This is a genomic window from Ruegeria arenilitoris, assembly GCF_013032855.1.
Classification (GTDB): Bacteria; Pseudomonadota; Alphaproteobacteria; order Rhodobacterales; family Rhodobacteraceae; genus Ruegeria; species Ruegeria arenilitoris.
On the sequence record NZ_WQDA01000002.1, the window covers coordinates 414844 to 441757 of the forward strand.

A 26914-nucleotide genomic window follows, 5' to 3' on the forward strand; every position below is an offset into this window, starting at 1 on the left:
AATAGGTTAACCCAGTATTCCTTGATTTTTTACTTCACCGTGCAATGTTGAAAAAGGCGAAACACACAATTTACGCCGTCTCGTTCGTTCGGAACTGCGTGGGTTTGTGGTCGCTTTGACTATGCCCTGCCGATTTGCTGGGTGACGCGCAAGGAGAAGGAGACACGGGAAATGCCAACCGGCACCGTGAAGTGGTTCAATACGACCAAAGGCTATGGTTTTATTGCCCCCGATGAAGGGGGTAAGGATGTGTTTGTGCATATCTCGGCCGTAGAACGATCCGGCCTGACCGGACTCGCCGACAATCAGAAAGTCTCGTACGAGTTGCAGGACGGACGTGACGGCCGCCAAATGGCGGCTGATTTGAAGCCATTGTAAAAGGGCCCGCCAACTGGCGGGTGCGACGAAACAAGGTCAACGGCCAATTGACAGGCCGTTGTCCACCCTCTTCCCGGATAGTCTAACCTCGCGTCGGGTCGGCCTCGGTGCGGTTTGTCCAGTTATCGCCCATGGCCACAATGCAGGACGTCCCGGTCGCATAGGTTACGACAAGGGTCCAGTCACCGCGACGGCTGGTCCACACCTCCATGATCTGCTCGGGTCCCCGAACACCGGAGGCGGTCTGCTGCGCCCCGAATTGGTGGCGCAGTTTGTCATGCATCCGCGCCGTGGGCTCACAGATCACCTCAGCGATTGGCGACTTTGCGTAGGCCGGCTGGCCCAGCAACAAAGCGATCGCCGCAGTTCTAAACATCAAGCTGAACGTCATGCCCAAAGTGTAACAGGATCATGACAATCCGAACAGGTGGCGATCAGCCTTCGCGGATCACCGCTTCGAACTCGCGCCATTCGCGCGCGGTCATGCCCGAGTTTTCCTGCGTCACCTGCTCGCCCTTCAGCATCCGACGCAGCGCTTCGACCATCTGTGCCGACAGGTTGACCGCACCCAGGCGATAGTCTTCGAACGCCTTGTACGCGAACGGTACCCAGTCGGCCACGATCTTGCACATGGTTTCGGCATAGACGCGGATCTCGTATTGCGCATGCGGATCTGCCCGCAGGCGCAGGAAGTGGAACAGATTGTGCAGGTCCACCTTCCAATACCACTGCGTGTAGATGTTTGCCGGCAGGTTCATCCGCGCCAGTTCGCGCGCCAGACCCTGCTGGCCATCCTGGCCGATCATCGCTTCGTAATTGTCGTAGCAGCGGGCGCTGTCGGCCTTGAGAATGTCCAGCACGCGCGCAGCCTCTTCGCCCTGCAGCGCCTCGCCCCGCCCCTGATTGTTGATCGCTGATTGCGCAGCCAATTGATCCGGCGCGGGAATGTAGAATTCCCGGTCAAGGATCGAATAACGGGCCGAGTATTCGTTCACGTTCGCCGTGCGGTGGCGGATCCACTGACGAGCCACGAAGACCGGCAGTTTCACGTGCAGTTTCACTTCGCACATCTCGAACGGGGTCGAGTGCCAGTGGCGCATCAGATAGCGGATCAACCCCTCGTCATTCTGTACGGACTTCGTACCTTTGCCATAGGACACGCGGGCCGCCTGGCAGATCGCAGCATCATCGCCCATATAGTCGATGACCCGAACGAATCCGTGGTCCAGAACAGGATGCGCAGTGTAGAGGTGCTGTTCCATACCCGGAGCCACAACACGGCGGGTCGACTGCGTTTGTGCGCGTTGCTCTTCGATCTCGGCCAGTTGTTCGGCGGACAGCGGCATGGACATACCTCGTTTTTGAAATGAGTCGCCGACCACTATATATCGGCAACATCGGCACTGAAACCGCCATATGTGTGCTACGTCGCGCATTTTTCGGTTTCTCTGCGACCGCCCCCTCGACACGCCCCTGCAGCGCGCTAAGCTGCACACAATCATCAACACCGAAAGGATCACCGAGATGGGGCTGAGATACCTCCACACCATGGTGCGCGTGAAGGATTTGGAAAAATCCATGGCCTTCTACAAGCTGCTGGGACTCCAGGAAACCCGCCGCTACGACAGCGAGGAAGGGCGGTTTTCGCTGATCTTCATGGCTCCTCCGGGTCAGGATGACAGGCCGATCGAGCTGACATGGAACTGGGATGGCGATGAGGGGTTGCCAAGCGACAGCCGCCATTTCGGCCACCTAGCCTATGGGGTCGACAACATTTACGAGACCTGTCAGCACCTTGCCGACAATGGCGTCGTCATCAACCGCCCTCCCCGCGATGGGCGTATGGCGTTCGTGCGCTCGCCTGACAACATTTCGGTTGAACTGCTGCAGAATGGCGATGCCTTGCCCCCGGCCGAACCTTGGGCCAGCATGGAAAGCACCGGCCACTGGTGATCCGCTGGCTGACAGGATTGGGGCTGGCCGTTCTGGCCAGCTCTGCTGAGGCCCAAAACTGCCGGCTGGCCTTGGCGCTTGCTTTGGACATATCCGTTTCGGTCGACGCCAAAGAAGACGCCCTGCAGCGGCAGGGCCTAGCTTCAGCCTTGATCGCTCCCGAAGTCCGGAAAGCGTTCTTTTCCTCGCCGCTGCCCGTAGCCCTGACGGTTTATGAGTGGAGCGGTCGCGACGCCCAGTACATCGTCCTTCCCTGGCGCTTGATCGAGACCGAGGCTGATCTGCTTGTTGCAGCGACACAGGTGAGCGAGTCCCAAAGATCTGACAGCGGCTCGGCCACCGCCATGGGATATGCCCTGGCTTTTGGGGCCTCGCTGATGGAGCAGGCTCCGCAATGCCTGTTTCAAACGATTGACCTGTCCGGGGACGGCTCGAACAATGACGGCTACGGTCCGCAGATCGCCTATCGCCACTTTCCCTTCGACCGCATAACCGTGAATGGGTTGGTCATAAATGCGGCGGATTTCGAAGGGGAGCTGTTCCTCATCCCGTTTTTTGAGAACAACGTCTTGCATGGGCCAAACGCCTTTCTGGAAATCGCGCAAGGGTTCGAAGATTTTGAACGCGCCATGCGACGCAAGCTGGAACGGGAATTGACCAGCCTTCAGGTCGGCGCGTTGGGGCGCAGCGCAAAATGATTACCCGTGCGCTGGCTCTGTGTTGTTTGGCCTTGGGCAGCCCGGCCGCCGCTCAATGCCGGCAAGCCCTGGCGCTTGGGTTGGATGTTTCCGGCTCAGTCGACAGCAACGAATACCGACTTCAATTGGACGGCTTGGCCGCTGCATTGCAACGGCCGGAGGTGGAACGGCTGATCCTGTCAAATCCCGAAGCCCCCGTTCGCATCGCCGTTTTCGAATGGAGCGAAGCCGGTTTCCAGCGGCTGTTGGTCGGCTGGACCGACATTCGATCCCCGACCGATTTGTCCGGGATTGCGCAACGTCTGCAATCCACGCGTCGGTCATCGGCACCACAGGGCACAGCGGTGGGGTCTGCCATGCAGTACGGGGCTGATTTGTTGGATACCCAAGCCGATTGCTGGAAGCGGACGCTGGACCTCTCAGGAGATGGCAAGCACAATGTCGGCCTCCATCCCCGAGAAGCCAAAGCCCAACTGCAGGCAACCGGCATCACGATCAATGGGCTTGTGATCGGAGCCGATGATCCCAGCACCGGGGACAAGCGGTATGTGCAAATCGGAGAGTTGTCGGCCTATTACAACGCTTGGGTCATTCTGGGGCCCGGAGCCTTCGTCGAAACCGCTTTGGGATTTGAAGCCTACGAAGACGCGATGACGCGCAAGCTGATCAGAGAGCTGGATTCGCTGACCCTGTCCCAAGTTTTGCCATTGAACGGCGGTAGTCAGTAGATGTACCGGATCTGATCCGTCCAATACCGTTCAACCCGGCGCAAAGCGCTGGTAATCTCTTCGATCCCTTCGGTGCCAAGGACACCTTTGGCCTGCAGCCCTTCGGCGTGCCGCGAGAAGAGATCGGCCACGATGTCACGGATTTCCCGCCCCCGAGGTGTCAGACGCACCCGCACCGAACGTCGGTCAATCTCGCATCTCTGGTGATGCATGAACCCCATCTCGACCAGTTTCTTGAGGTTGTAACTGACATTGCTGCCTTGATAATAGCCGCGGCTTTTGAGTTCACCGGCAGTCACCTCGTGGTCACCGATGTTGAACAGCAGCAGCGCCTGCACCGCGTTGATTTCCAGAACGCCGACCCGCTCGAACTCGTCCTTTATGACGTCCAGAAGCAACCGATGCAGACGTTCAACCAATGCCAGCGCCTCAAGATAGCTGGACATGAACCCTTTGGTTCCGGGTGCGGAGACCTGCAATTCCAAACTCATCCGATACTCCGATTCAATTGCGTCGCTCAGGAAACTTTGACGCGAAATCCCGAAGAATCTGTTAAGTCTGTTTTGCCATTATTTTTGAAATACTTGCGAGATATCGAAGATCATGCTCGCGTAGTGTTCAGGGGCGGCGACCTGCCCGGTTACCCATTGGTAGAGGTCCTGATCGTTTTCGTGCAACAAAGCTTCGTACAGGTCCAATTCGGCCGCAGACATCCGCTCAAGCCGCTGGTCGGCATAGGCGGACAGAATGATGTCCATTTCCTTGATGCCGCGCCGCATCGACCGCATCTTCAGCCGCTTGATCCGGATGTCGTTCATTCGCCTTTCTCCAGCTTCAGCCGCAGCGTTTTCTCGACCCGCGCAAGGCGCTCGGAACTGGCCCGCATCTCGCCCCGGATGGCGCGCAACTCCGCGACCAGCGGTGCCAGCTCCATATCCGCGGCTTCCGCGACGTCCGGAGCATCCATGCCCTCGCCTTCACCTGTCAGCAGCCACATGATCGACACGTTCAACATACCTGCCATCATCGACAGCTTGTTGGCGCGCGGTTCTGACAGGTCATTCTCCCAGGCCACCACAGTGGACTTCTTGACACCCAGCCGGCGGGCCAGTTGGGTCTGGGTCATACCGGCGGCTTCGCGCGCGCCGGCCACGCGGTCTCCGAATGTCGCGGCCTCGGGTCCGAACCAGTCGGTTTCGTCGCTCATCAAACTCTCCAGTTCTTCAAAAGCATATCGCTTGATCGTGTTTCGGCGGCACCCTATGACAGTCCTGAGCAACATACAAACCGGGGCCCACCATGAGCTTTCTGTCTGCGACACTGTCGCGCGTCAAACCTTCGCCGACCATTGCCATGACGGCCAAAGCCGCCGAGTTGAAGGCCGCCGGACGGGACGTCATCGGCCTCAGCGCAGGTGAGCCCGATTTCGACACGCCGCAGAACATCAAGGACGCAGCCGTTGCCGCAATCGCCGCCGGTAAAACGAAATACACCGCGCCTGACGGCATTCCCGAGCTGAAACAGGCCGCTTGCGCCAAGATGAAACGTGACCACGGGCTGGACTACACGCCCGCACAGATCTCGGTCGGAACAGGTGGCAAGCAGACGCTGTACAATGCGCTGATGGCGACGATGAATCCGGGCGACGAAGTTATCATTCCCGCCCCCTACTGGGTCAGCTATCCGGACATGGTGCTGCTTGCGGGCGGTTCGCCTGTCGTGGTTGAGACCACACTGGAAAACAGCTTTAAGCTGACCCCAGACCAGTTGGAAGCCGCAATCACGCCAAACACCAAATGGTTCATCTTCAACTCGCCGTCGAACCCGACCGGCGCAGGGTACAGCCGCGCCGAGCTCAAGGCTCTGACCGATGTTCTGATGCAGCATCCTCATGTCTGGATCATGTCGGACGACATGTATGAACACCTCGCCTATGACGGGTTTGAGTTCTGCACGCCAGCCGAAGTCGAACCCGGGCTGTATGATCGCACGCTCACGTGCAACGGTGTCTCCAAGGCCTATGCCATGACCGGCTGGCGTATCGGCTATGCCGCAGGCCCCGTCGAGCTGATCGCGGCCATGCGCAAGATCCAGTCGCAATCCACGTCGAACCCTTGCTCGATCAGCCAGTGGGCCGCGGTCGAGGCCCTGAACGGCACCCAAGACTTCCTTGCCCCGAACAATGAAACTTTCAAACGCCGACGCGATCTTGTGGTCGGGATGCTGAACCAGATTGACGGCATCACCTGCCCCACTCCCGAGGGCGCATTCTACGTCTATCCGTCCATCGCCGGGTTGATCGGCAAGACCACGCCGGCCGGCACGGTCATCGACACCGACGAGGCCTTCGCGACTGCCCTATTGGAGGAAGCCGACGTAGCCGTAGTTTTTGGAGCGGCGTTCGGCCTCAGCCCCAATTTCCGCGTCAGCTACGCGACTTCAGACGAAGCCTTGACCGAGGCCTGCACCCGCATCCAGCGGTTCTGCGCGTCCCTGAGCTAAGACCGAGGTTCAACATGTCCGCAGCACTGCCCGAATATTACTTTCGCGTCCGCGAGAACGGCGCGGTCGTGTTCAAGATCGACACGGAGAACCGGCAGCGCCGGATCGAAATGGACCAGATCGCGGTGATCAACATCCGCAACGGCGAGGTCAAGCCGCATGGTCAGGGCACCCTGACCGAAGCGGACAAAACCGAAATCGCCCGTTGGATGGACGAACGCAAAGCCCTTCTGGCGCGGCGCGACGTCGACGACATCCACCGCACGATCGATCACCTGAACCTGACCACGCAATGGGCCCAGTCCAAGGCGACCGATACCCAATTGGAAGACATCACGGACCGGTTGCTGCTGGCGATGCACGACTTGCGCACGGTACTGGTGCGCAAGAAGGCCGACCGGCTGGAGAAGGGTTGAGCCTGGCGGTTGTCGCTACGCGGCGGGCGCACCTACCACGCGGACGGATCGCAGCCAGAACCGTCCCATCAGCATGACCGCCGCGCAGGCAAGGCCCAGAACAAGGCCAAGCCAGACTCCGATCCCGGCCATGCCTTGCACGAAACCAAAGTAGTAGGATGCGGGGATCCCCACGACCCAATAGCTGAGGCCCGCCATAACCATGGGCACCTTGGCGTCTTGCAATCCGCGCAGAAGGCCCAGAGCGATTACCTGCGCGCCGTCCACCAACTGGAACAGGGCCGCCATGGCCAGCAGACCGGTCCCGATGGCCAGAATCTGGGGACGCTGCGGATCGTCCGGTTCGACAAAAACCGAGATGAGCGGCTCGGCGCAGGTCAGGAACAGGATGATTGTCAGCACGGACACGACAAGGGACATGCCCGTGACCGCGATTGCGCCTTTCTCGAGATGCGGTCGATCCTTGCGCCCCAACGCGTTGCCGGCCCGGATCGTTGCTGCATTCGACAGGCCCAGATGCACCATGAACGTCGCCGAGGCCAGGTTCAGCGCAATCCCGTGCGCCGCCAGCGGCACCTGTCCGATCCATCCCATCATGAAGGCGGACATGGCGAACAGAGACACTTCGGCCAACAAGGTCAAACCGATGGGCACACCCAGCTTCAGGACGCTCAGCAACATTTCCCAATCCGGGCGCCAGAACCGCTGGAACAGGTTATGCTCCGGCAGGACTTTCACCGCGTATATGATCACCGCCACCAGCGACACGGTCTGCGTGACCACCGACGCAATCGCGGCACCCATCACGCCCAGTTCCGGCGCGCCCCAGTTGCCGAAGATCAGCGCATAGTTCGTAAGTCCATTGACCACTGCCGCCGCGACGGTAATCCACAGCACGATCTGTGTGCGCTCCAGAGCGGCCAGATAGGATTTAAGAACCATCACCACCAGCGCCGGGAACAGGCCCCAGCCCGCAACCCGCAGGTACTCGGACGCGGTTTGCGCCACTTGTGGATCCTGATCCGTGGCGATCAGAATCGGGTAGGACCACCACAGCAGCGGCATGATCAGCATGCCATACAGCAGCGACAGCCACAGGCCCATTCGGGTGCTGCGCCGAATGCTGGTTTCATCCTCCTCGGCGGCCGCGGTCGCGACCATAGGCATGACGGCCAGGCCAAACCCGCCTCCGAAAAGAAACAGAACAAAGTAAAAGCTGCTGGCCAGCGTCACCGCGGCCAGTGCCTCGACGCCATACCAGCCCAGCATGATCGTATCCGTCAGGCCAATGGCGAATTGCGCCAGATGACCACCGATCAACGGCAGCCCCAGCACAGCAATGGCCCGGAAATGGGCGGGATATGTCATGACCTTTCTCATCCCGCCAGCCATATGCGCGGCCCCGAGCCGGGGCAAGGGGAGATCTCTGAAATTTCACTTCGAGACCTCGATGACGCCCGTCGGGCCAATCAGGTGACGCGCGCCTCAGGATGGATCGCCGTACCAAGGATGTGATCCGACCGGTGGACCACATGATGTGCCTGCCCCACGATCAACGGATCGGGCTGGCCCACGATGTCATGATCCTTGTCCGGATAATCCAGCGTCGACAGGAAATGCCGCATGCAGTTCAGCCGGGCGCGCTTCTTGTCGTTCGACTTGACGATGGTCCAAGGCGCGTCGGCGGTGTCGGTATAGAAGAACATCGCCTCTTTCGCCTCGGTGTAGTCATCCCATTTGTCCAAGCTGGCCTTGTCGATGGGCGACAGTTTCCACTGCTTCAGCGGGTCGGTCTCGCGGCTCTTGAAGCGGCGCAGCTGCTCATCCCGCGTCACCGAGAACCAGTATTTATAAAGCTGGATTCCCGACCGAACCATCATGCGCTCCAACTCGGGCGTCTGGCGCATGAACTCGAGATATTCGTTCGGGGTGCAGAACCCCATCACCCGCTCGACCCCGGCGCGGTTGTACCAGGACCGGTCATAAAAAACCATTTCGCCGACGGTGGGCAATTCCTGGATATAGCGCTGGTAATACCACTGGCCCTTCTCCTCCCAGGTCGGTTTGTTCAGCGCCACCACCCGGGCTTGACGCGGGTTCAGATGCTCCATGAACCGCTTGATGGTGCCGCCCTTGCCGGCGGCGTCGCGACCCTCGAACAGCAGCACGAACTTCTGCCCGGTCTCCTGCGCCCACAATTGCACCTTCAACAATTCGGCCTGCAACTGGGCTTTCTGCTTTTCATAGGCCGCCCGCGACAGTTTCGAGCGATACGGATACTCCCCGCTTTCAAAGGCTTGCCGGATCTTTTCGCGAGTGGGCGCTTCGGTGTCCGCGTTCGGTTTGGCCATGACGGCCACGGGAGCTGCGTTCGTCTTTTTTCGGGTCACTGCGTCCATATGCTCTCTCCTGTGTCACTGTCCGCCGAAACGCCTAGCAAATTTGCATCTTTTCCGCGTTGATCCGTATCAAGTTGACTTCGGCGACGGCTTCGAAAACTCTACAGGTGTGAACTCAGTCAGGGGCATCACGCATGAACAGCGAATTTTTCGACCTCAACGGCCACCCGTTCTTCGTCCGCCGCTGGGGCGATCCCAACCTGCCTACGCTTCTGATGTTGCACGGTTTCCCGGAGTATGGCGGCGCGTGGTCCGACTTGGCCCCGCACCTGTCGGACCGCTTTCACTGCATCGCACCGGACCAGCGTGGCTATGGTCAAAGCTGGGCGCCCGAGGGTATTTCGAACTATGCGCTGTCCAAGCTGGTGTCGGACATGGCCGCGCTGATCGAGCAGTTCGGCGGCCCTGTCACTGTGCTGGGACATGATTGGGGCGCCTCGGTGGCTTACGGTCTTGCCATGTTCCACCCCAAGTTGGTCAGCCGCCTGATCATCGCCAACGGTGTTCACCCTGTCCCGTTCCAACGCGAATTGGCGGCAGGTGGCAAACAGTCTGAGGCCTCGCAATACATGAACCGCCTGCGCGCGCCCGATGCAGCCGAATTTCTTTCGGCCGACAACTTCGCCAAGCTCGAACAATTCTTTCGGCACGGCATGGGGCTGGACTGGATGAGCGACGCGCGCATGGGCGACTATCGCACCGAATGGGCCCGCCCGGGACGGCTCGACGCCATGCTGAACTGGTACCGGGCCTCACCCCTTGTGGTGGCTGAGCCGGGCGTGCCCTGCACGGACCTGCCGGAACTGCCCGTTGACAGATTGAGAGTCCGCTGCCCGCATTTGCTTCTGTGGGGGCCGCGGGACAAAGCCTTGCTTCCCGAATGCACCGATGGGCTGGAGGAGTTCGCTCCCAACCTGACCCGCATGCAGATCGACGGTACAGACCATTGGCTGCATCACCAGAAACCTCAGGCGGTGGCCGACGCTATTCTCGATTGGGTTCAGGACAACTAAGCCAACTCTTCGCCCGACACTAAAGGACGCAAGAGGCAGCGCCCGTCACCGATGGCCCCAGTCATCCGGATTGTCCGAATTGTTCGGAGACAACCCCAGAATGTCGCCCTTGGTCGAACAGCCAAGCCCCAGAACGGTGCGGTTGGCATAGGAGAAATAGGCGCAAACCTGATTGATCTCCAGGATCTCACCATCATCCCAGCCAACAGATCGCAACGCGTCGATATCCGCCGCCGCCAGGCCAGCCGGGTTCTCGGTCAGTTTTCGGGCATATTCCATCGCCGCCATCTGTGCGGGGTCCAACGGCGCCGTCTCGGGTGTTTCCGCCTCGACCGCCGCGCGGATGGCCAAACCGCGCTGCTCGTCGCCCAAGAGTCGCTGCAACCCGCTGAAATGATGCTCGACACAATAGCCGCAGCGATTCAACGAGCTGACCCAGACCCCGAGCACTTCCAGAAACCACTTGGGAACCGAGTTTCCCGAATGGTGCAACACGTTCTTGTAGAGCGCCATGTGACCTTCCATCGAATGTGGACGCAGGGAATGCACCATCATGATGTTGTCCACATTGTTCCCAGGCCCCGTGACCCGGTCATACAGCGTCTTCAACCGACCGCGTGCCTCGTCGAATGGTATCGTCTTGATCCAGCTCATCACCTGCTCCTCCACGATTTCCGCAACTCAGCGGGAAAACCACCCGTTTTGCAACCCGCCACCGCCCGCAAGTTTGATACAACACCTCGCGTCCCTCTTCCCCCGACCCACATCACCTGCCATAATGGGCCAAACCCAAAAACAAGAGCAGCACCCATGCCCGACGACCTTTTGACGCCCGAATCCGCCACCACCTACGACGCCTCCTCGATCGAGGTCCTCGAAGGTCTGGAGCCCGTGCGCAAACGCCCCGGCATGTATATCGGCGGCACCGACGAACGGGCATTGCACCACATGGTGGCCGAAATCCTCGACAACTCGATGGACGAGGCCGTTGCAGGCCATGCCAACCGTATCGAGGTGGAACTGCACGACGATTACGCCCTGACCGTGCGGGACAACGGCCGCGGTATTCCGATCGACCCGCACCCGAAGTTCCCCGACAAATCCGCGCTTGAGGTGATCCTGTGCACCCTGCACGCGGGCGGCAAGTTCTCGGGCAAGGCCTACCAGACCTCGGGCGGTCTGCACGGCGTGGGCGCCTCGGTGGTCAACGCGCTGTCGGATTCGATGGTCGTGCAGGTGGCCCGCAACAAGGAACTGTACGAACAGCGCTTCTCGCGCGGCATCCCGCTGGGTCCGGTCGAAAAGGTGGGCTCGGCTCCCAACCGGCGCGGCACCACCGTCACCTTCCACGCCGACCCCGAAATCTTCGGCCACCACCGGTTCAAACCCGCCCGCCTGTTCAAGTCGATCCGCTCCAAGGCCTACCTGTTCTCGGGCGTTGAAATCCGCTGGAAAACCGCAATCGACGACGGCGAGACGCCCACCGAGGCCACCTTCCACTTCCCCGGCGGCCTGTCGGACTACCTCAAGGAGACGATGAACGGCTCCTCGACCTATTCCGAACAGCCCTTCGCTGGAACCGTCGATTTCAACGAGAAATTCGGCACCCCCGGCAAGGTGGAATGGGCCATCAACTGGACGCCGTCGCGCGATGGCTTCATCCAGTCCTACTGTAACACCGTTCCGACGCCCGAGGGCGGCACCCACGTGGCGGGCTTCTGGGCCGCGATCCTCAAGGGCATCAAGGCCTACGGTGAACTGATCAACAACAAGAAGGCCGCCCAGATCACCCGCGATGACCTGATCACCGGGGGCTGCGCGCTGGTCTCGTGCTTCATCCGTGAACCCGAATTCGTCGGCCAGACCAAGGACCGCCTCGCCACGGTCGAGGCGCAGCGGCTGGTCGAAAATTCGGTCCGCGACCATTTCGACAACTGGCTGGCCGCCGACACCAAATCCGCCGGCGCCATTCTGGATTTCCTCATCCTGCGGGCCGAGGAACGCCAGCGCCGACGGGCCGAGAAGGAAACACAACGCAAGTCCGCCACTAAGAAACTCCGTCTTCCCGGCAAGTTGGTGGACTGTAGTAGTTCAACACGCGACGGCACCGAATTATTCATCGTCGAGGGCGACTCGGCTGGCGGTTCGGCCAAGATGGCCCGCGACCGCAAGACACAGGCCCTGCTGCCCCTGCGCGGCAAGATCCTGAACGTCCTTGGCGCGGCCAGCTCGAAACTGGGCACCAACGCCGAGATCAATGACCTGACGCAGGCGCTTGGCGTAGGGCTGGGCACCAAGTTCAACATCGACGACCTGCGCTATGACAAGGTCATCATCATGACCGACGCCGACGTGGACGGCGCGCATATCGCCTCGCTGCTGATGACCTTCTTCTTCACCCAGATGCGCCCGATGATCGACGCGGGCCACCTGTACCTGGCCTGCCCGCCACTCTATCGCCTGACCCAAGGGGCCAAGCGCGTTTATTGCCTGGACGAAGCCGAGCGCGACGAGTGGCTGGAAAAAGGTCTGGGCGGCAAAGGCAAGATCGACGTCAGCCGCTTCAAGGGTCTGGGCGAGATGGACGCCAAGGACCTGAAAGAAACCACGATGGACCCCAAGTCGCGGAAATTGATCCGTGTCACCATCGACGAGGACGAACCTGGCGAGACCGGCGACCTGGTCGAGCGTCTGATGGGCAAGAAACCCGAACTGCGGTTCCAGTACATTCAGGAGAACGCGCGTTTTGTGGAGGAGTTGGATGTTTGAGAAAAGGGCTCAGCTAATTGCCGAGCCCCCGAAAAGCCTGAAAGTTGGTTCAAGCCGCTTTTTGATCTACTGTCTCGTCACGATCCACGTTTCGGATGAACAAAGTCGTTTTTTTGAAGCTTTCTAACCCAGCGGATCTTATTGACTGAAGGAACGCACAATACAGTTGCGCTTTCCGTTGATTAGCACTCATCGCAGCCTCTCCAGTGTTGACAAGCATACCTATACAGAAGACAGGTTACGCTTTGCTTACAAATAGCCATGACCCTATCATTTTAACAGAGGAAAAATGGCTCAGCTTGTCCAATTTTGTGGCGAACTCGCGAAAAATCGCCACGTCAGCTGGGCTTCGGAAGTGAATTTTCACATGAGGGCACTGGAGTTCCGAATCAGAGAGTTGCAAGACGCTTTCGAAAACATTTGCCAACAAGCGTGCATATTCATCTTCGCTATAGTCACCAAAATCATACTTTGGCGCGAGAATCAGGTGCCGAACACGCAGAACCCTACCCGTAAACTTAGGAATAAAAGCACCATTCAGGAAACAAACGGCTTCGTATTCGCCTTCACCATTACAAACAGCAAAAACGCCGCTCCATTTGTCCGAAGTGCACGCTTCTATTTGCTCGGCGAGCATGGGCATAGTTGTTGGCACGTAGGAAACAAAGTCTTCATCGAACTCGTGGCACTGCCGAGACCACTTATCCTGCAGGTCACTCCAGCTTCCGTCGTGGTGCGACAATCTTTTCATATCACCCTCATTGCAACTTATGATTGTCTGCCTATCGACTAACTTCAGACCCTGCAAGAGTGCACTAATCTGATTATCCCTAAAAAAGGACAGGTTGGATGCGTCTGCCCTCAAACAATTATTTCTTTGGCGCGGCTAGACCCACGCCATGAATCGCGCCGGGCCAATGCATGATTCCTGCACCCGCAGCCGGGCGAACAAACCACCCAAAACCACCCCTCCCTTCATCTTCGTGAGTCCGCTCGCCTGCCCACCCTGTGAGACAGGTCGGACTCGAGCTTGGTGCCTGCATCAAGTATGGGTCGGATAACCACGGACATCACGACACCCCATGGGACGGGCTTCCGCCCAACGCTTGCCAAGCCCCTTGCCTAACCCGTTGATCCCGTTCACACTTACCCTCAATCCGTCATCCAAGAACGAGCTTCGAGGTACCGAGCGTCCAAGACCCAATTTGAAACACGGATATCCGAACGGGAGGACGACATGAAAACTTTGACCCTCGGGCTGGCCTTGACCCTGATGGCCTCGGCAGCCCCCGCGCAGCAGATGCTCAGCACCGCATCCCCCATCCCCGACGGCGCCGAGACCCGGTTCTGCTATTACGAAGGCATGGCCTATTCCGAGGATGCCTTTGTGCTGATGGTCGGTGACAACACCGTCACCAGCACGGTGAGCACGGTGCAGGAACGCCTGTTGCGTTGTTACCGCGAAAGCGACGGCGTGCTGCGTTGGCGGCCTCAGAGCACGTTTCAGGTCAGCAAGTAACGCCTGAACGGCCCCTAGCCCAGCTTCTGGTCCAGCCAGTCCGCGATTTGTGCGGCCGGCTTTTCCCAACCGGGCTCCATGAACAGAAAATGCGCGTGACCTTCTGCGGACAGAAAGGTCGCGCGGTCGCCATAGAGTTTCGCCAAGGCACGGCAGGTGTTGGGGTTCACCGCCCTGTCCTCCGAGCCTGAAACGATCAGAACCGGGCAGTCGACCTTGTCGATATCAACCTTCATTGCGTGGTGATCGTCGAACATCCAGAAAAACATCTCGAACATCACCCGCCCGCTTTCCGGGCCGAGCTGATCGAACACCGCATGTTGCTGGGCTTTTGGCATTTTGTTCAATGCGAATGGGGCCATCAGGTCGAAATCGACGCGCATGGGCTGCTTCCAGAACGCCCCGCCCTCCATCAAGGCGCGCGGCACGGCGCGTTCGTCATCGGTTTCCGGCAGGGTGCCCCAGGCCGCGTTCGGGTTGATCAACACGATAGCGCTGGCCAGCCCGCGAGACGCAACCTGCTGGGCAACGACGCCCGCAATGGCATGCCCGAGGATCACGGGTTTGCTGCCCAACCCCTGAATGAATTCGGCAATGTCGTTGGCATAATCCAGCACGCTGGTGTCGGTCAGACCCGCATCGGGCTCGGCTGCGGGATCGCCGCCATGGAATCTCAGCGCCGGGGTGTGCGCCGTCCATCCACGGGCGCGGAAGAACTCCGCATAGTCCGCCATGCACCACGGCCCGGCAAACGCCCCGTGGATCAGCACAATCTCTTTGCTCATCACGTTCTCCCTCCGGCTCCTGACCCGAGTATGGGCATCCTGACACGCGTTACAACTGCACGTGATCGCTGTTGCGTGGGAAGACTGACTACTTAAACTCGGGTGCATGAGCTTCATCACCGACTATCAGCTGCCCCTGCTGTTGCTGTTCTTTCTGGCCGGATCGATTGGCACCGCGTTCCTGTTTCGCAAACCAGCGGGTCACCGGGCATGGAAGCTGGCCGACCTCGTGTGGGTCGTGTTGGGTGGGCTGGGCGCGCTGGTGGCGGTCATGGCGGGGCTCTACAAATCCGACAGCTCAAGGTTGGACAGGCAGATCGACGTTGCCTATGCGGCGACACTGGCCTTCGATCGCGACGCCGCGCGGTTCCGGCTGCGGTTCTGCGATCCGGCCTACGATCCGGACACGGCGGTTTTGTGCGACAAGGTCGAGTTCCTGTCGGCCTCGACCGCCAGCAACGCCGACCTGCCGCTGTTCATCGCCGTCACCAACGAAGTTGCGCCGCTGCAGGGCCTGAACTTCATCTTCGGCGCACGGTCCCGAGGCCAGATGGATGACATTCAGGACATGGCCGCCAAGGCCGATGCCTTCGACATCGAGCAATTCCTGGTATTCACCACGCTGGACGAAGAAACGCAGACCGCGATCGACAACATGCGGCGGAAAGTGCCGGCAATCGCCGGAGACTATATGATCCTCGCGCAAAGCTATGATGACCTGATCGCTCAGGTCGCCAAACTGAAGGGAGAGTGGGAGTATCTTCAGGAAAACGCCCACATTCTCGTGCTACAGATCATCGCGCTGTGTCTTGTCAGCTTTGCGGCACCATTCCGGTTGGGCAAATCTGTTGTCGAGTTGCGGTCCAACCTCATCGCCGAGCCGACGGCGCGGCAGCCACCCCCTGAAGCATCTGGGACCGGGGTTACTGAGGTGGCGCCTCAGGACGCGTCCGACCACGGCGCCCGGCACCTGTAATGGCACGCGCCCGCAACAGAGTCGCGCGCGGCAGAGAGCGCATGAACGCCTCCTCCTTCCCCGGTTGATCCGGATATCCGCCGGCGGCCTTGTACAATTGCGCCGGCAGCAGCAGACCCTGATCACCAGACGCCAGTCCAAAGACCCAGCTGCGCAGATTGGCCCAACCTGCCGTCAAACTCGGCATCAGGCCTGAGGACCGGAACCCAAGGAGGAACACACCCGGACGCCGCGTTACAAGGTGCTCGGCCACCGCGTCGGTCCATCCGGGCTCAAGCTCGGTCCCTGGACGGATGATCAGCAACCAGTCGCCCACCGCGGCGTCGCATCCCACGCGCAGCTGCGCGGTACGGGACCCGGTCCCGGCAACGATCCGGGCACCTGCTTCATCGGCAATACGCAACGTATGATCGGTCGACCCGCCATCGGCGATGACAAGTTCACGGATCAGACCGGCGTGCAGACCTTCCATCAGGGTCATCAGCGAGCGCGCGAGTTCGGTTTGGGAATCGAATGTCGGAATCACGATACTGATCGGGGCGGACACGTTCGAAACCTCTGGTCTTGGCAACGGGTTCGCTTATATCACCGCTCTCAGGGCAATGACGAGGACCCAAAGATGAGCACCCGCCGCATTTTGCGCCTGACCGGCACGGATACCGACAGCTTCTTGCAAGGTCTGGTCACCAATGACACCCGCAAGCTGGATGATGGTCTTGTCTACGCGGCCATCCTGACCCCGCAGGGCAAGTACCTGGCCGATTTCTTTCTGAAACGCGATGGCGACTCGGTACTGCTGGACGTGGTTGAGGGGATGGCGGATGCACTGATCAAGCGGCTGAACATGTACAAGCTGCGGGCGGACGTGCGTATCGAGGAAACCAACTTGCACCTGCAACGCGGAACCGGGCCCGCACCCGAAGGCGTCCTGCCCGATCCTCGTCACCCCGATATGGGCTGGCGCGCATATTCTGACGCTCCCGAAGCCGATGATGGAACGGATTGGGACGCAATTCGGGTGCGTTATTGCATCCCGGAAACCGGGATCGAGCTGACACCGGACACTTATATCCTCGAGGCCGGTTTCGAGCCGCTCAACGGCGTTGATTTCAAAAAGGGTTGCTATGTCGGGCAAGAGGTAACAGCTCGCATGAAGCACAAGACCCAGTTGCGCAAGGGGCTGCGGGTTGTCGCCATCGACGGCGCGGCTCCGGTCGGCTCCGAAATCCTTTCGGCGGGAAAGCCAGCTGGTACGCTGTTCACGCAATCGAACGGACAGGCCATCGCCTATCTGCGCCTTGATCGGGCGGGCGACGACATGCAGGCCGGAGACGCCCGGCTGCGTCTGCTGGAGTGAGCCTGTTGCCCAACCGGCACGACTACTAACCGGGCTGCTTTGCAAACGTTTTATCCGGCCCGGCCACACGGTAAGACTTGAGGCACTTGGCTGATCGGGTGCCTGCATGCTCCAACTGTATTCAGCCATCTGGCGCGCCAGCGCCGGACGGCAAGTCATACTGATCCTGTTGTCCTTGTCGGTCGCTGCTCTTGCCGCGGCCCCGTTGGAATTTCAACGGGACATCATCAACCATCTGACCTCGGACAATATCGAGGCGCCTCATCTCCTGCTGCTGGGTGCCGGCATGATGGGGGTGATCCTGCTGAGCCTCGCCCTGAAGTGGGTGCTGGGATATCGCGCGGGGACATTGGGCGAAGACATGATCCGTCGGATCCGTCAGCTTTTGCTCGCCCGCACCGTGGACGTGGACGAGTCGGGCGAGAATGTCCGCAAGGGAACCATGACGACGGCCATTTCTGCCGAAGCCGAAGAACTGGGCAAATTCGCAGGCGGCGCGTTCTCGGACCCGGTCGTACAAATCGGAACCTTGGTCAGCGTGATTGGCTACATCTCGTCGACGCAACCCTGGCTGGGACTGATTGCCCTTTCGATGATCGCACCGCAGATCCTTATCGTTCTCGTCTCGCAGAGAAAGGTGAACGTGTTCGTGGCGGACCGCGTCCGCATATTGCGTAGCGCGACCGACCATCTGACGATCGAAAACATCGAGGCCGTGACTCAAGAAGTGCACGACCAGTTCGACGCGATCTACGACACCCGGCGGCGGATGTTCCTGTGGAAATTGTCGGCCAAGTTTCTGCTGAGCGTGATCAACGGTGCAGGCACCGTCGGTGTTCTGATGCTGGGCGGATGGCTGGTTCTGCAGGGAGAAACCGACGTGGGAACCGTGGTCGCCGCGACCAGCGGTCTGGCCCGGATCCAGGGGCCGACCGGGTTTCTCATCGCTTTTTACCGGCAGGTCAGCGCCAATCGCATCAAGTTCGAGCTGTTGCTGGAACTGTTCGGCCCGGACCGCGCCCGCTACCGCCGGGGCGGGGCCGCCTCGCAAGAAAAAAACCGCGCCGAATAGCGGCGCGGTTTCTTGGTCTTTCTCCGAGTATGACGCGACGTTACGCGCGCTCGGAATATTCCATGGTCTCGGTGTTCACGACGATCATCTCGTCCTGCGCGATGAACGGCGGCACCATGACTTTGACCCCGTTGTCCAGAACCGCCGGCTTGAACGAGTTCGCCGCAGTCTGACCTTTGACGACCGGTTCAGTCTCGACGACCTTGCAGACGACTTTCTGAGGCAGCGTCGCGTTCAGCGCCTCGCTTTCATAGAATTCGACCACGATGGTCATCCCGTCCTGAAGGAACGGACGACGGTCACCCAGCAAATCTGCAGGCAATTCAATCTGTTCATAGGTCTCGGCATCCATGAATACCAGCATCCCGTCGCTTTCATACAGGAACTGCTGGTCTTTCTGCTCCAACCGAACACGCTCGACCTTGTCCGCTGAACGGAACCGCTCGTTCAGTTTCGAACCGTTGCGCAGGTTCCGCAATTCCACCTGTGCAAAGGCACCGCCTTTGCCCGGTTTGACGTGATCGACCTTGACCGCCGCCCACAGACCGCCGTTATGCTCAAGCACATTGCCCGGGCGAATTTCGTTCCCATTGATCTTGGGCATGACATATTTCCTTCACACATGGTTGATGCGTCAGTTGTGGTCCCTATATCTGGCGGGACCGATCCATGCAATACAACGAAACCTAGTGCTGCACCTGCAGAGAGCCATGCAAATGACGCAACGCAACTATGCAAATTAGGTGTATCCGAATCGCACTAAATAGGTCATAAGGACCGCCACGCCGAAAATTACAAGAGCAAGAACAACAAGGAAAACGAGATGAGAGATTTCGTTGACGGCACCGCCTTTAACAATGAGCAAGGCAACCGTGCCCGCAAACTTTTCGCGGCCGTTGTGCTGGCTGCACTCGATGATGCCATCGCCGATGACAAGAAATACGGCAATGGCCCGGAACAAATCGCCCGCTGGGCACGCTCGCGCGATGGTCGCGAAGTGCTGTCTTGCGCTGGCATCGACCCGAACGAACGGGTTGTCCACGGACTGATGGAGTTCGTTGGCCGTGGCGTGCGTACCTCCGTCGCCCTGTCGCGCGAAGAAAGCGAACGCCGCAACGCTGCACAGCAGGCCGAAGCCGCCTAAGGCTTCGTCCGACCCAAAAACGCGCGCCGTTACTTTCGGCGCGCTTTTTTTTGCCCTGTACGCAGCGGAATGGTCGCATTCGTCGTGCAAATGGCCCGATCCGCGCTTTCGTCGGCTGAATAAATGCGGTCATCTGCCAACATCCGCAGGAGGCTCAGATGGTTCGCGCGATCATGATTCAGGGGACCGGCAGCAACGTCGGCAAGTCGATGCTTGTGGCCGGGCTGGCCCGGGCCTTTGCGCGGCGTGGTTTGAAGGTTGCCCCCTTCAAACCGCAGAACATGTCCAACAACGCCGCAGTGGCGACAAACGGAGGCGAGATTGGCCGCGCCCAGGCGCTGCAGGCCCGGGCGGCGGGGCGCCCGCCGCATACGGACATGAATCCAATCCTTCTGAAGCCGGAAACCGATACCGGTGCGCAAGTGATCGTTCAGGGCAAGCGGGCGGGAACGATGCGGGCCAAGGACTATCGCAAGGACAAATCCAAGCTTCTGAACGCCGCGCTCGAGAGCTTTGCCAGACTTTGCCAAGATGCCGACCTTGTGCTGGTCGAGGGCGCCGGCAGTCCGGCCGAGACCAACCTGCGGGCAGGCGACATCGCCAACATGGGCTTTGCCTGCGCCGCAAATGTGCCCGTCATACTGGTGGGAGACATTCACCGGGGCGGTGTCATAGCGCAGATCGTCGGCACCCATGCAGTGCTAGAGAACGCTGACCTTGCAATGATCCGCGGCTTTGCGGTCAATCGTTTCAAGGGAGACGTCAGCCTGTTTGATGACGGGCGCGACGGCATTGCGGCACGCACCGGATGGCCTTGTCTGGGCGTCGTTCCCTGGTTTGACGATGCTTGGAAACTACCGGCCGAAGACATGATGGATATCCGCTCGCACGCCGGCGGCACCTGCAAAGTTGCGGTGCCGCAGTTGGAGCGCATGGCGAATTTCGACGATTTGGACCCGCTGTCTGCCGAGCCGGGTGTTTCGGTCGAGATCATTCCGGCTGGCCGCCCCCTTCCCGGTGACGCGGATCTGGTGATTCTGCCGGGCAGCAAATCAACGATCGGAGATTTGGCCTTTTTCCGCAAACAGGGTTGGGACATCGACCTGTATGCCCATGTACGGCGGGGCGGCCATGTTCTTGGCCTCTGCGGCGGGTATCAGATGCTGGGCCGGGTGATCGCTGACCCCGACGGAGTGGACGGCAGACCCGGCGGCGTCGATGGGCTGGGTTTGCTGGACGTGGAAACGGTTATGTCCGGGGAAAAACGGGTCGAACTGCAATCAGCGCAGGCCTTGCCCGGCGGCGAGCCTGTCACCGGCTACGAAATCCACATGGGGCGCACCCAAGGTCCGGATACTGCCCGCGCGTGGTTGCAGGTGGAAGGGCGCCCGGAAGGCGCCGCATCGAGAGACGGGCGCGTTCTGGGAAGCTATTTGCACGGCATTTTCGCGTCAGACGCCTTCCGCGCGTCGTTTCTGCAGCGGTTTGGAGCCAGGTCGGAACTGGCATACGAAGTCAGTGTTGAGCAAACGTTGGAGTCTTTGGCCGATCACCTTGAACAGCATATGGACCTTGATGCCCTGCTGTCACTGGCAGCCGAGCCTCGGTTCGGCTGAGCGTCAATCCAAATTCTGAGCGGCCAAAGCGCGGTTGATCTCGCGCCGCACCAGCTTGCGAATGTTGCGGGTGATACGTTCACCCAGCGCGCCCTGCAGTTCCTGACGGACGATGTCTGCGATCAACTCGCGCAATTCGTCTTCATCCATCGTGCCGGTCGCCATCGCCGGCGTTTCCTGATCCAGCTTTACTTCGGCCTCTGAGGCATCCCGGTTGTCGCGGATAAACGTGGCAGGCGTTGTTTCCTCGTCGCTGTCAGCGTCCATCTCAGCTTCGGACGCAGCCGCATCCTTCGACGTCGAAAACCCGGCGTCCGAGGCCCAACTGACCGTGTCGGTGCGCGTGCCGGAATAAGCGTCGTCGCTTTCACCGTCAGGCTCCCACTGATCTTCGGTCCGCGCAATCGCAGCCTCAAGAGCCGCGATCTTGGCGCTCAGACTTCCGGCCAGATCCCTGCGGCCTTCGCGATCATCCGAAGACTCACCGCCAATGTCATTGATTGCCGGCGTTCCGGGACGAACGATATCGCAAGACCGCAACCGCATAGGTTGTGACAGGTCGTTGGCCGGGCGCACCGCCTCGACATTCGCAGCATGCTGCGAGGCCGCCTCAGCCGAGATCTTTTGGGCCAGTTTCAAAGGTGCTTTTGGATCCTCGGCCGGTGTGCCAACCCGCAGGGCATCCGTCAAAACCAGGCGTCCCGGCTTGCGAGCCGCAGTCGCTTTGATCAGGTTCGGGACCTTGCGCCCTTCTTCGCTGACCAAACGCTTGATCGACGACAATACGTCTTCGACACCTGCTTTGACACTGCTATCCGTCATTGTTCTCTACCGCTCTGACCTTTTGGACCAGTGTATCCAATCCGGTCGAACCTAACAACAGATAGTGTGGCTGATCACTCGCGCCGCAAAGCTTTGAGAACTCGATCCAGGTCGCGGCTTTGCTTGCTGATCTGTGCTGGCGCTTTTTTGACCAGGTTGTAGTAGAGCGTCGGGTCGTAAATCTGTACCGCCAATCCAAGACGCTCGGCAGTCAACAGACCTTGTGCCTGCAACAACTGATAGGCAGCCAAAGACCGCTCCGTCCGCGAGGCAACTTCGGCCAATTGTGCGTCCAGCAAATCCTGCTGAGCGGTCAGAACGTCCAGCGTGGTCCGAGCCCCCAGCGTGGCCTCTTCGCGAATCCCGTCAAAGGCGACCTGCGATGCGCGTACCCGTTCGACGGATGCCCGCAGGCTGGCCGTGGCCGTTTCAAAGCGCACATAGGCGTCCGTCACACCCTGAGTGATGTCTTTCTGCACATTCAGAAGGTTGGCGCGCGATGCATCCCGCTGAGCCATTGCGCGGCGCACGTTGGCCGCCAGTCGACCACCGGCATAGATGGGCTGATTGAAATTCAACGAGATGGACGCATCGTTGGTATAGTCGTCGTTGTCATAGCTTTCGGTGATCCCCGCGTCTGCGTTCAGGCTGACATTCGGACCAAGGCCCGCGCGCTGCTGCTGCACGGTCAGATCCAAGGCACGCACCTGATGCTGCGCCGAAAGGATTGCCGGATGGTTTCTTTGTGCCAGGCTGATGGCCTCGGCCAATGAACCGGGTAGCTTCGGCAGACGCGGCTGGCCCGCTGTACGGCCAGGCTGTTTGCCGACGGCATTCACGTATTCCGCTTGAGCGGTGCTCAGGTCGCCTCGCGCATCGGCCAAATCAGCCTGCGAGCTTGCCAACTGCGCTTCGGACAGCGCGACGTCGGTCCGGGTGACCTCACCGACTTCAAAACGGTCCTGCGTGGCCCGCAGTTCCTCGCCCGAGAGATTGACGTTGTTCTGGCGAATTTGAACCGTTTCTTCCTGCAGCAGAACACTCAGATAAGCCGTCGTTGCGCGGAACAGTACCTGTTGCTCAATATCGATCAATGCCTGGCGGGTTGCCAGAACTGTTTCCTGTGCCGACTGTTTCCCGAGAATCGATGCACCGCCGTCATAGACCAGCTGGCTCAGCGTTAACCCCGAGAAGAAGCGCGATGGTTCGACCGTCGACACCACAGTTCCGGCGCGGGTCTTGGCGTAATCCTGGCTGACACGGACGGTCCAGTTGATGATCGGGCGCAGGGCCGACAACGCGATTGCAACGTCTTCGTCGGCTGCGCGCAGCAAGGCGCGGTTCTGTTCCAACAGCCCGCTTGTGTTGTATGCACCGATGAACGCGTCGGTCAGATTGTCCGCCAAAACCGAGCGCCCCGGCATCACGCTCAGCGCGATTCCCGCCGTCAGAGCGACTGCCTTGACCAGCTTCCCTCCAGCCGTTCCAAGCATACCCAAATCCTCTCAAATCAAAATAACGCAAGCCCGCAGGCAGTTTGCGCCTTTGTTTTCAACTAATCAAGGGACCGCGGAAAACCGCTGATCGACTATAGCGAAAATGCACACTCGGCCGAAAACGCCGGCAGTACCGGGGCGTTTGCGTTGAAGCCATGACGCCAAGTCACCCGCCCATCGGACTTTCGACCAATGCGAACGGTGCCCAGATTGCCTTCGACGAACAGGCAGGCGATGCGGCCATGATCTTTCAGTTGATCGAGTAGGGCATCGGGCAGACGTTCCACACCGCCTTGGATGATAATGACATCATAGGGGCCATGCTCGGCCGCCCCCTGCTCCAAAGGTCCGACATGAATGATCGCGTTGTCGATATCCGCCTCCATCAGGCGGGACTGCGCGTCGGCTGCGTTGGCCTCGTCATCCTCGACGCCCACCACAAGCTGCGCCATGTTCGCGGCCACGGCGGTCGAGTATCCGAACGCTGGGGCGATATCCAGAACCACCTCGTCATTCGAAATATTCAATGCATCCAGCATCTTCGCCAGAGTCCTCGGCTCCGGCAGGCAGCGCCCGTTTCCCAGGTCGATCAGGTCGCCAGCATAGGCCACTTCGCGACTGGCATCCGGCACGAAGTTCTCACGCTGGACCTTCAGCATTGAATCGATGATCGGGAATTTGGTGACATCAGAGGGCCTGATCTGAGTGTCTACCATCGTGTGGCGTCGGGCTGCGAAATCCGTCATGTGACCGCTCGTATATTTCCCATGGTTGCTCGGCTTTTGCCACATCCGATCCCGCCCGGCAACGGCCAGCCCGGCAAAAATTGCAGGCCGCGACAAAAGTTGCCACTGCGCTGACCGACCATCCAACGCCGTGGTCGGCGGAATTTTCAGCAACCCTCTGGACGTTGTTCGGGAAAGCTGCTAGAACCGCGTCTGCACCACGTCAAGTAATTGAAATTGCTTGAAAAGGCGAGTTGGCGGAGTGGTGACGCAGCGGATTGCAAATCCGTGTACACCGGTTCGATTCCGGTACTCGCCTCCAACTTTCCAGCCTCGCATTGCATCACTGTTCTCTGGTCCTGTGATTGTCGCCTGGACCAGTTTGTTGATACGAAACGCCAAAATACGCGCGGAGATGGTTAGCGCAGCCGAGCTAACCAGTAATTTCCGAGCAAGGATTTAGTCCGCGCTGGGTCACCAGCGACGCGGTCGGTACATGCGAGAACCCCGCGGAAAGGGCGTGCCTTGCGCTGACCGTCGGCTCAAACCGTGCTTCGGCCTTGAGGAATCACCTCATACCCCGGCTCTTCCGGTTCATCGTCCTGCATCTCGGCCGGAAAACCGGGCGCGGTAATGCTCAGCCCGGTTGCATCCTCGAGCCGTCGAATGACGTTGGGCGACAGCTCGCGCGCGCCATAGCGGGCGATGGCGTCGTCGAAGATCTTAATCATCAACGGGTTCATCTCCAACGGCACGCCGGCGCGGTCGGCGACCTCCTGGAACAGGCCGATATCCTTTTTCACCAGGTCCATGGTGAAGGAAATATCGCGCGAGCCGTTCAGGATCACCTGGCTTTCGGTCTCATGTACGAAGGAGGTACCGGACGAAATCTTGATCGCCTCGTAGGTGGTGTTCAGGTCCATCCCGGCGGCCTTGGCGGTCACCAGCGCCTCGGCGCAGGTGATCAGGTTGGCAGTTGCCAGATAGTTGGTCAGCACCTTCAGAACCGAGGCCGTGCCCAGATCGCCGGTATGCAGAATGCGCCGGCCCATGGTCGTAAGGAACGGCAGGATACGCTCGAACGTGGCCCGGTCGCAGCCCGCGAAGATCGAGATATTGCCCGTGGCCGCCCGGTGGCACCCGCCCGAAACCGGGCAGTCCACCGCCGCCCCGCCGCGTTCGATCACCATGGCCCCCAGGCGTTTGACCTCGGCCTCGTCGGTGGTGGACATCTCCATCCAGATCTTACCGTGGGTAACCTCGGGCAGCATCTGCTGCATCACTGCGTCCGAGGCAGCGGGCGACGGCAGGCAGGTGATGACCGCATCGCAATCGCGCATCATCTGGGCCGGGCTTTCACCGGCTTTTGCTCCCTTGGCGGCGAACTCCGCCACAAGATCGGGGTTCAGGTCGTGTACCGTCAGGTCGATACCGTTGCGCAGCAGCGACCCCGACAGCTTGCCCCCCACATTGCCCAAACCGATGAAACCGACCTTCATGTTCTGCCCTCCCGCAGGCGCAATTTCGTTGGCACGAGTATTTCCGTTGCCCATCGACAAAAGAAACGAATAATAAGTCAATCTAAATGCAAAATATTTTGGTGCTGAATGGACCGCCTGCCCAATCCGGCCTGGTTGCGCAGCTTTGAGGCTGCCGCCCGCCATCTGAATTTCACAACCGCCGCGCAGGAACTGGGCCTGACCCAGACGGCGGTGTCGCTGCATATCCGCTCGCTCGAGGCGGATCTCGGCCAGCCGCTTTTTGTACGCAACGCCCGACACCTGTCGCTGACCGAGCTGGGCCAGTCCTATGCGCTGACCGTGCGTCGGGCGTTGTCAGATATCGCACTGACCACCAACAGCCTGTTCGGCCCCGCCTCGCGGCAAGCGTTAACCATCCGGGCGGCGATATCGACGATGACCTACTGGATCGCGGCCGAGCTGCCCGCGTTCAGCGCCCAGCACCCCGAGGTCCCGGTGCGGCTGGTGTCGCATATCTGGAACGACTCGGCCGCGCCTGCGGATGTGGACGTGGAAATACGGCTGGGCCATGGCGACTGGCCCGGTGTTGCGGCCGAACAGCTGTGCTCGGAACGGCTGGTGCCCGTCTGCCGGGCGCAGGACCCGGCGCCAGACCTGCAAAACGGCCCGTTGATTCACATTCTGGGGTATGAGGACAACTGGGCGCGGTACTTCGAGGCCACGGGCACCGACCTGCCCGACCGCCCCGCGCGTAATTCGGCGGATACGACCGTCACGGCGCTGCAACTGGTGATGGCCGGCGCTGGCTATGCCACCGTTCTGGAGCGGTTCGCGCGCAACGCCATCGCCCAGGGCGCGCCGATCCGGGTTGCGGGGCCGGCGATTCCCTTTGCCCAGTCGCATTATCTGATCCGCAGCGTCAGCGCGGCGCCTCCGTCCATCCCTGCCCAGTTGTTCCTGGCCTGGCTGCGCGACCGGCTGGCCGGCGATGCCGCGGATTGATCCCGGCAAGTCGCTTTTTCGATCCGACGCGAGGCACTTGGCCCCGCGCGCTTGACAACCCCC

At 60.1% G+C, this 26914-nt stretch carries 31 protein-coding genes and 1 tRNA gene; 16 read left to right on the plus strand and 16 right to left on the minus strand.

Features of this window, described 5'->3' with window-relative positions; translation table 11 throughout:
- Positions 1–171 precede the first annotated feature (171 nt).
- Positions 172–378, plus strand: coding sequence for a cold-shock protein (locus GOW72_RS08250; protein ID WP_008758035.1), 207 nt, complete (start codon positions 172–174; stop codon positions 376–378).
- Between the two features lie 82 nt (positions 379–460).
- Here GOW72_RS08250 and GOW72_RS08255 read toward each other — a convergent pair whose 3' ends face one another.
- Positions 461–769, minus strand: a complete 309-nt coding sequence (locus GOW72_RS08255) for a hypothetical protein (protein ID WP_244952363.1) — start codon at positions 767–769, stop codon at positions 461–463.
- Between the two features lie 43 nt (positions 770–812).
- Positions 813–1724 carry an FAD-dependent thymidylate synthase gene (thyX, locus tag GOW72_RS08260; protein WP_093962566.1) on the minus strand — a complete coding sequence of 304 codons (912 nt, stop codon included), beginning with the start codon at positions 1722–1724 and terminating at the stop codon, positions 813–815.
- 178 nt (positions 1725–1902) lie between these two features.
- On the opposite strand from thyX, the gene GOW72_RS08265 reads away from it, so the two are divergent.
- Genes GOW72_RS08265 through GOW72_RS08275 form a run of 3 tightly spaced genes read left to right on the plus strand, consistent with a single transcriptional unit; the run spans position 1903 to position 3757 of the window.
- Positions 1903–2331: a VOC family protein gene (locus tag GOW72_RS08265; RefSeq protein WP_170366515.1), complete on the plus strand. Its 429-nt coding sequence runs from the start codon at positions 1903–1905 to the stop codon at positions 2329–2331.
- Positions 2328–3029, plus strand: coding sequence for a DUF1194 domain-containing protein (locus GOW72_RS08270; protein WP_170337802.1), 702 nt, complete (start codon positions 2328–2330; stop codon positions 3027–3029). The genes GOW72_RS08265 and GOW72_RS08270 overlap by 4 nt, the downstream gene beginning before the upstream one ends.
- Positions 3026–3757 (plus strand): DUF1194 domain-containing protein, encoded by a 732-nt coding sequence (locus GOW72_RS08275; protein WP_170338260.1) that lies wholly within the window; start codon positions 3026–3028, stop codon positions 3755–3757. The genes GOW72_RS08270 and GOW72_RS08275 overlap by 4 nt, the downstream gene beginning before the upstream one ends.
- Here GOW72_RS08275 and GOW72_RS08280 read toward each other — a convergent pair.
- The 3 genes from GOW72_RS08280 to GOW72_RS08290 form a co-directional block, all read right to left on the minus strand.
- Positions 3751–4248, minus strand: coding sequence for a MarR family winged helix-turn-helix transcriptional regulator (locus GOW72_RS08280; protein ID WP_093962569.1), 498 nt, complete (start codon positions 4246–4248; stop codon positions 3751–3753). The two genes, GOW72_RS08275 and GOW72_RS08280, sit on opposite strands and share 7 nt — an antisense overlap.
- Positions 4249–4326: 78 nt before the next feature.
- On the minus strand, positions 4327–4575 hold the full coding sequence (locus GOW72_RS08285; RefSeq protein WP_170337799.1) for a succinate dehydrogenase assembly factor 2: 249 nt from the start codon (positions 4573–4575) through the stop codon (positions 4327–4329).
- The gene (locus GOW72_RS08290) at positions 4572–4964 is read right to left on the minus strand and encodes a helix-turn-helix domain-containing protein (protein ID WP_170337797.1); all 393 of its coding nucleotides are present in this window, start codon (positions 4962–4964) and stop codon (positions 4572–4574) included. Before GOW72_RS08290 ends, GOW72_RS08285 begins: the two co-directional genes overlap by 4 nt.
- Positions 4965–5056: 92 nt before the next feature.
- Between GOW72_RS08290 and GOW72_RS08295 the strand changes: the two genes are divergently transcribed.
- Both GOW72_RS08295 and GOW72_RS08300 read left to right on the plus strand, forming a co-directional pair.
- On the plus strand, positions 5057–6259 hold the full coding sequence (locus tag GOW72_RS08295; RefSeq protein ID WP_170366516.1) for a pyridoxal phosphate-dependent aminotransferase: 1203 nt from the start codon (positions 5057–5059) through the stop codon (positions 6257–6259).
- A 14-nt stretch (positions 6260–6273) separates the two neighbouring features.
- Positions 6274–6675, plus strand: a complete 402-nt coding sequence (locus GOW72_RS08300; protein WP_093962573.1) for a hypothetical protein — start codon at positions 6274–6276, stop codon at positions 6673–6675.
- A 15-nt stretch (positions 6676–6690) separates the two neighbouring features.
- On the opposite strand, the gene GOW72_RS08305 is transcribed toward GOW72_RS08300, so the two are convergent.
- Complete coding sequence (locus tag GOW72_RS08305; RefSeq protein ID WP_170358487.1) at positions 6691–8043, minus strand: MATE family efflux transporter; 1353 nt, start codon at positions 8041–8043, stop codon at positions 6691–6693.
- Positions 8044–8144: 101 nt separating this feature from the next.
- Entirely contained in the window at positions 8145–9074 is a 930-nt protein-coding gene (ppk2, locus tag GOW72_RS08310) for a polyphosphate kinase 2 (RefSeq protein ID WP_170337789.1), read from the minus strand.
- Between the two features lie 134 nt (positions 9075–9208).
- On the opposite strand from ppk2, the gene GOW72_RS08315 reads away from it, so the two are divergent.
- On the plus strand, positions 9209–10087 hold the full coding sequence (locus GOW72_RS08315) for an alpha/beta fold hydrolase (protein WP_170366517.1): 879 nt from the start codon (positions 9209–9211) through the stop codon (positions 10085–10087).
- Between the two features lie 45 nt (positions 10088–10132).
- On the opposite strand, the gene GOW72_RS08320 is transcribed toward GOW72_RS08315, so the two are convergent.
- The gene (locus GOW72_RS08320) at positions 10133–10741 is read right to left on the minus strand and encodes a carboxymuconolactone decarboxylase family protein (protein ID WP_170358483.1); all 609 of its coding nucleotides are present in this window, start codon (positions 10739–10741) and stop codon (positions 10133–10135) included.
- A gap of 156 nt (positions 10742–10897) precedes the next feature.
- On the opposite strand from GOW72_RS08320, the gene parE reads away from it, so the two are divergent.
- Positions 10898–12856, plus strand: coding sequence for a DNA topoisomerase IV subunit B (parE, locus tag GOW72_RS08325; protein ID WP_170366518.1), 1959 nt, complete (start codon positions 10898–10900; stop codon positions 12854–12856).
- Between the two features lie 238 nt (positions 12857–13094).
- Here parE and GOW72_RS08330 read toward each other — a convergent pair whose 3' ends face one another.
- A complete protein-coding gene (locus GOW72_RS08330; RefSeq protein ID WP_170366519.1) occupies positions 13095–13607 on the minus strand; it encodes a hypothetical protein in 513 nt (170 codons plus the stop codon).
- 486 nt (positions 13608–14093) lie between these two features.
- Here GOW72_RS08330 and GOW72_RS08335 point away from each other — a divergent pair, with 486 nt between their 5' ends.
- Positions 14094–14375, plus strand: a complete 282-nt coding sequence (locus GOW72_RS08335; protein WP_170338238.1) for a DUF1496 domain-containing protein — start codon at positions 14094–14096, stop codon at positions 14373–14375.
- Positions 14376–14389: 14 nt separating this feature from the next.
- On the opposite strand, the gene GOW72_RS08340 is transcribed toward GOW72_RS08335, so the two are convergent.
- On the minus strand, positions 14390–15160 hold the full coding sequence (locus GOW72_RS08340; RefSeq protein ID WP_170366520.1) for an alpha/beta hydrolase: 771 nt from the start codon (positions 15158–15160) through the stop codon (positions 14390–14392).
- Between the two features lie 106 nt (positions 15161–15266).
- Here GOW72_RS08340 and GOW72_RS08345 point away from each other — a divergent pair, with 106 nt between their 5' ends.
- Positions 15267–16136 (plus strand): hypothetical protein, encoded by an 870-nt coding sequence (locus tag GOW72_RS08345; RefSeq protein ID WP_170366521.1) that lies wholly within the window; start codon positions 15267–15269, stop codon positions 16134–16136.
- Here GOW72_RS08345 and GOW72_RS08350 read toward each other — a convergent pair.
- Positions 16084–16683 (minus strand): glycosyltransferase, encoded by a 600-nt coding sequence (locus GOW72_RS08350; protein ID WP_342355359.1) that lies wholly within the window; start codon positions 16681–16683, stop codon positions 16084–16086. The genes GOW72_RS08345 and GOW72_RS08350 overlap by 53 nt on opposite strands.
- A gap of 72 nt (positions 16684–16755) precedes the next feature.
- On the opposite strand from GOW72_RS08350, the gene ygfZ reads away from it, so the two are divergent.
- Both ygfZ and GOW72_RS08360 read left to right on the plus strand, forming a co-directional pair.
- Entirely contained in the window at positions 16756–17493 is a 738-nt protein-coding gene (gene ygfZ, locus GOW72_RS08355; protein ID WP_170366522.1) for a CAF17-like 4Fe-4S cluster assembly/insertion protein YgfZ, read from the plus strand.
- 106 nt (positions 17494–17599) lie between these two features.
- Positions 17600–18565 (plus strand): ABC transporter transmembrane domain-containing protein, encoded by a 966-nt coding sequence (locus GOW72_RS08360; protein WP_170338230.1) that lies wholly within the window; start codon positions 17600–17602, stop codon positions 18563–18565.
- Between the two features lie 40 nt (positions 18566–18605).
- Here GOW72_RS08360 and efp read toward each other — a convergent pair whose 3' ends face one another.
- On the minus strand, positions 18606–19169 hold the full coding sequence (efp, locus tag GOW72_RS08365; RefSeq protein WP_093962584.1) for an elongation factor P: 564 nt from the start codon (positions 19167–19169) through the stop codon (positions 18606–18608).
- Positions 19170–19388: 219 nt separating this feature from the next.
- Here efp and GOW72_RS08370 point away from each other — a divergent pair, with 219 nt between their 5' ends.
- Both GOW72_RS08370 and GOW72_RS08375 read left to right on the plus strand, forming a co-directional pair.
- On the plus strand, positions 19389–19709 hold the full coding sequence (locus GOW72_RS08370) for a DUF6280 family protein (RefSeq protein ID WP_093962585.1): 321 nt from the start codon (positions 19389–19391) through the stop codon (positions 19707–19709).
- A gap of 158 nt (positions 19710–19867) precedes the next feature.
- Entirely contained in the window at positions 19868–21325 is a 1458-nt protein-coding gene (locus GOW72_RS08375; protein WP_170366523.1) for a cobyric acid synthase, read from the plus strand.
- A 3-nt stretch (positions 21326–21328) separates the two neighbouring features.
- Here the strand turns inward: GOW72_RS08375 and GOW72_RS08380 are convergent, their stop codons facing one another.
- The 3 genes from GOW72_RS08380 to GOW72_RS08390 all read right to left on the minus strand — a co-directional run bounded on the left by GOW72_RS08380 (position 21329) and on the right by GOW72_RS08390 (position 24389).
- Positions 21329–22147, minus strand: coding sequence for a hypothetical protein (locus tag GOW72_RS08380; RefSeq protein WP_170366524.1), 819 nt, complete (start codon positions 22145–22147; stop codon positions 21329–21331).
- Between the two features lie 74 nt (positions 22148–22221).
- Complete coding sequence (locus tag GOW72_RS08385) at positions 22222–23640, minus strand: TolC family outer membrane protein (protein WP_170338225.1); 1419 nt, start codon at positions 23638–23640, stop codon at positions 22222–22224.
- Between the two features lie 95 nt (positions 23641–23735).
- Positions 23736–24389 (minus strand): protein-L-isoaspartate O-methyltransferase family protein, encoded by a 654-nt coding sequence (locus GOW72_RS08390; RefSeq protein ID WP_170366525.1) that lies wholly within the window; start codon positions 24387–24389, stop codon positions 23736–23738.
- Between the two features lie 227 nt (positions 24390–24616).
- On the opposite strand from GOW72_RS08390, the gene GOW72_RS08395 reads away from it, so the two are divergent.
- Positions 24617–24690, plus strand: a tRNA-Cys gene (locus tag GOW72_RS08395).
- 220 nt (positions 24691–24910) lie between these two features.
- Here the strand turns inward: GOW72_RS08395 and GOW72_RS08400 are convergent.
- The gene (locus GOW72_RS08400; RefSeq protein WP_170366526.1) at positions 24911–25867 is read right to left on the minus strand and encodes an NAD(P)-dependent oxidoreductase; all 957 of its coding nucleotides are present in this window, start codon (positions 25865–25867) and stop codon (positions 24911–24913) included.
- Between the two features lie 108 nt (positions 25868–25975).
- Between GOW72_RS08400 and GOW72_RS08405 the strand changes: the two genes are divergently transcribed.
- Positions 25976–26851 (plus strand): LysR family transcriptional regulator, encoded by an 876-nt coding sequence (locus GOW72_RS08405; RefSeq protein WP_170366527.1) that lies wholly within the window; start codon positions 25976–25978, stop codon positions 26849–26851.
- The last annotated feature ends 63 nt before the right edge of the window (positions 26852–26914 follow it).

Coding starts and splice junctions, on each gene's coding strand:
- GOW72_RS08360 (WP_170338230.1), top strand. CDS start 17,600: ATGCTCCAACTGTATTCAGCCATCTGGCGCGCCAGCGCCGGACGGCAA.
- GOW72_RS08305 (WP_170358487.1), bottom strand. CDS start 8,043: ATGACATATCCCGCCCATTTCCGGGCCATTGCTGTGCTGGGGCTGCCG.
- GOW72_RS08255 (WP_244952363.1), bottom strand. CDS start 769: ATGACGTTCAGCTTGATGTTTAGAACTGCGGCGATCGCTTTGTTGCTG.
- GOW72_RS08390 (WP_170366525.1), bottom strand. CDS start 24,389: ATGACGGATTTCGCAGCCCGACGCCACACGATGGTAGACACTCAGATC.
- ygfZ (WP_170366522.1), top strand. CDS start 16,756: ATGAGCACCCGCCGCATTTTGCGCCTGACCGGCACGGATACCGACAGC.
- GOW72_RS08300 (WP_093962573.1), top strand. CDS start 6,274: ATGTCCGCAGCACTGCCCGAATATTACTTTCGCGTCCGCGAGAACGGC.
- ppk2 (WP_170337789.1), bottom strand. CDS start 9,074: ATGGACGCAGTGACCCGAAAAAAGACGAACGCAGCTCCCGTGGCCGTC.
- GOW72_RS08315 (WP_170366517.1), top strand. CDS start 9,209: ATGAACAGCGAATTTTTCGACCTCAACGGCCACCCGTTCTTCGTCCGC.
- GOW72_RS08345 (WP_170366521.1), top strand. CDS start 15,267: ATGAGCTTCATCACCGACTATCAGCTGCCCCTGCTGTTGCTGTTCTTT.
- GOW72_RS08250 (WP_008758035.1), top strand. CDS start 172: ATGCCAACCGGCACCGTGAAGTGGTTCAATACGACCAAAGGCTATGGT.
- GOW72_RS08285 (WP_170337799.1), bottom strand. CDS start 4,575: ATGAACGACATCCGGATCAAGCGGCTGAAGATGCGGTCGATGCGGCGC.
- GOW72_RS08330 (WP_170366519.1), bottom strand. CDS start 13,607: ATGAAAAGATTGTCGCACCACGACGGAAGCTGGAGTGACCTGCAGGAT.
- GOW72_RS08340 (WP_170366520.1), bottom strand. CDS start 15,160: ATGAGCAAAGAGATTGTGCTGATCCACGGGGCGTTTGCCGGGCCGTGG.
- GOW72_RS08280 (WP_093962569.1), bottom strand. CDS start 4,248: ATGAGTTTGGAATTGCAGGTCTCCGCACCCGGAACCAAAGGGTTCATG.
- GOW72_RS08370 (WP_093962585.1), top strand. CDS start 19,389: ATGAGAGATTTCGTTGACGGCACCGCCTTTAACAATGAGCAAGGCAAC.
- GOW72_RS08275 (WP_170338260.1), top strand. CDS start 3,026: ATGATTACCCGTGCGCTGGCTCTGTGTTGTTTGGCCTTGGGCAGCCCG.
- GOW72_RS08375 (WP_170366523.1), top strand. CDS start 19,868: ATGGTTCGCGCGATCATGATTCAGGGGACCGGCAGCAACGTCGGCAAG.
- GOW72_RS08290 (WP_170337797.1), bottom strand. CDS start 4,964: ATGAGCGACGAAACCGACTGGTTCGGACCCGAGGCCGCGACATTCGGA.
- thyX (WP_093962566.1), bottom strand. CDS start 1,724: ATGCCGCTGTCCGCCGAACAACTGGCCGAGATCGAAGAGCAACGCGCA.
- efp (WP_093962584.1), bottom strand. CDS start 19,169: ATGCCCAAGATCAATGGGAACGAAATTCGCCCGGGCAATGTGCTTGAG.
- GOW72_RS08405 (WP_170366527.1), top strand. CDS start 25,976: ATGGACCGCCTGCCCAATCCGGCCTGGTTGCGCAGCTTTGAGGCTGCC.
- GOW72_RS08265 (WP_170366515.1), top strand. CDS start 1,903: ATGGGGCTGAGATACCTCCACACCATGGTGCGCGTGAAGGATTTGGAA.
- GOW72_RS08380 (WP_170366524.1), bottom strand. CDS start 22,147: ATGACGGATAGCAGTGTCAAAGCAGGTGTCGAAGACGTATTGTCGTCG.
- GOW72_RS08295 (WP_170366516.1), top strand. CDS start 5,057: ATGAGCTTTCTGTCTGCGACACTGTCGCGCGTCAAACCTTCGCCGACC.
- parE (WP_170366518.1), top strand. CDS start 10,898: ATGCCCGACGACCTTTTGACGCCCGAATCCGCCACCACCTACGACGCC.
- GOW72_RS08335 (WP_170338238.1), top strand. CDS start 14,094: ATGAAAACTTTGACCCTCGGGCTGGCCTTGACCCTGATGGCCTCGGCA.
- GOW72_RS08320 (WP_170358483.1), bottom strand. CDS start 10,741: ATGAGCTGGATCAAGACGATACCATTCGACGAGGCACGCGGTCGGTTG.
- GOW72_RS08400 (WP_170366526.1), bottom strand. CDS start 25,867: ATGAAGGTCGGTTTCATCGGTTTGGGCAATGTGGGGGGCAAGCTGTCG.
- GOW72_RS08385 (WP_170338225.1), bottom strand. CDS start 23,640: ATGCTTGGAACGGCTGGAGGGAAGCTGGTCAAGGCAGTCGCTCTGACG.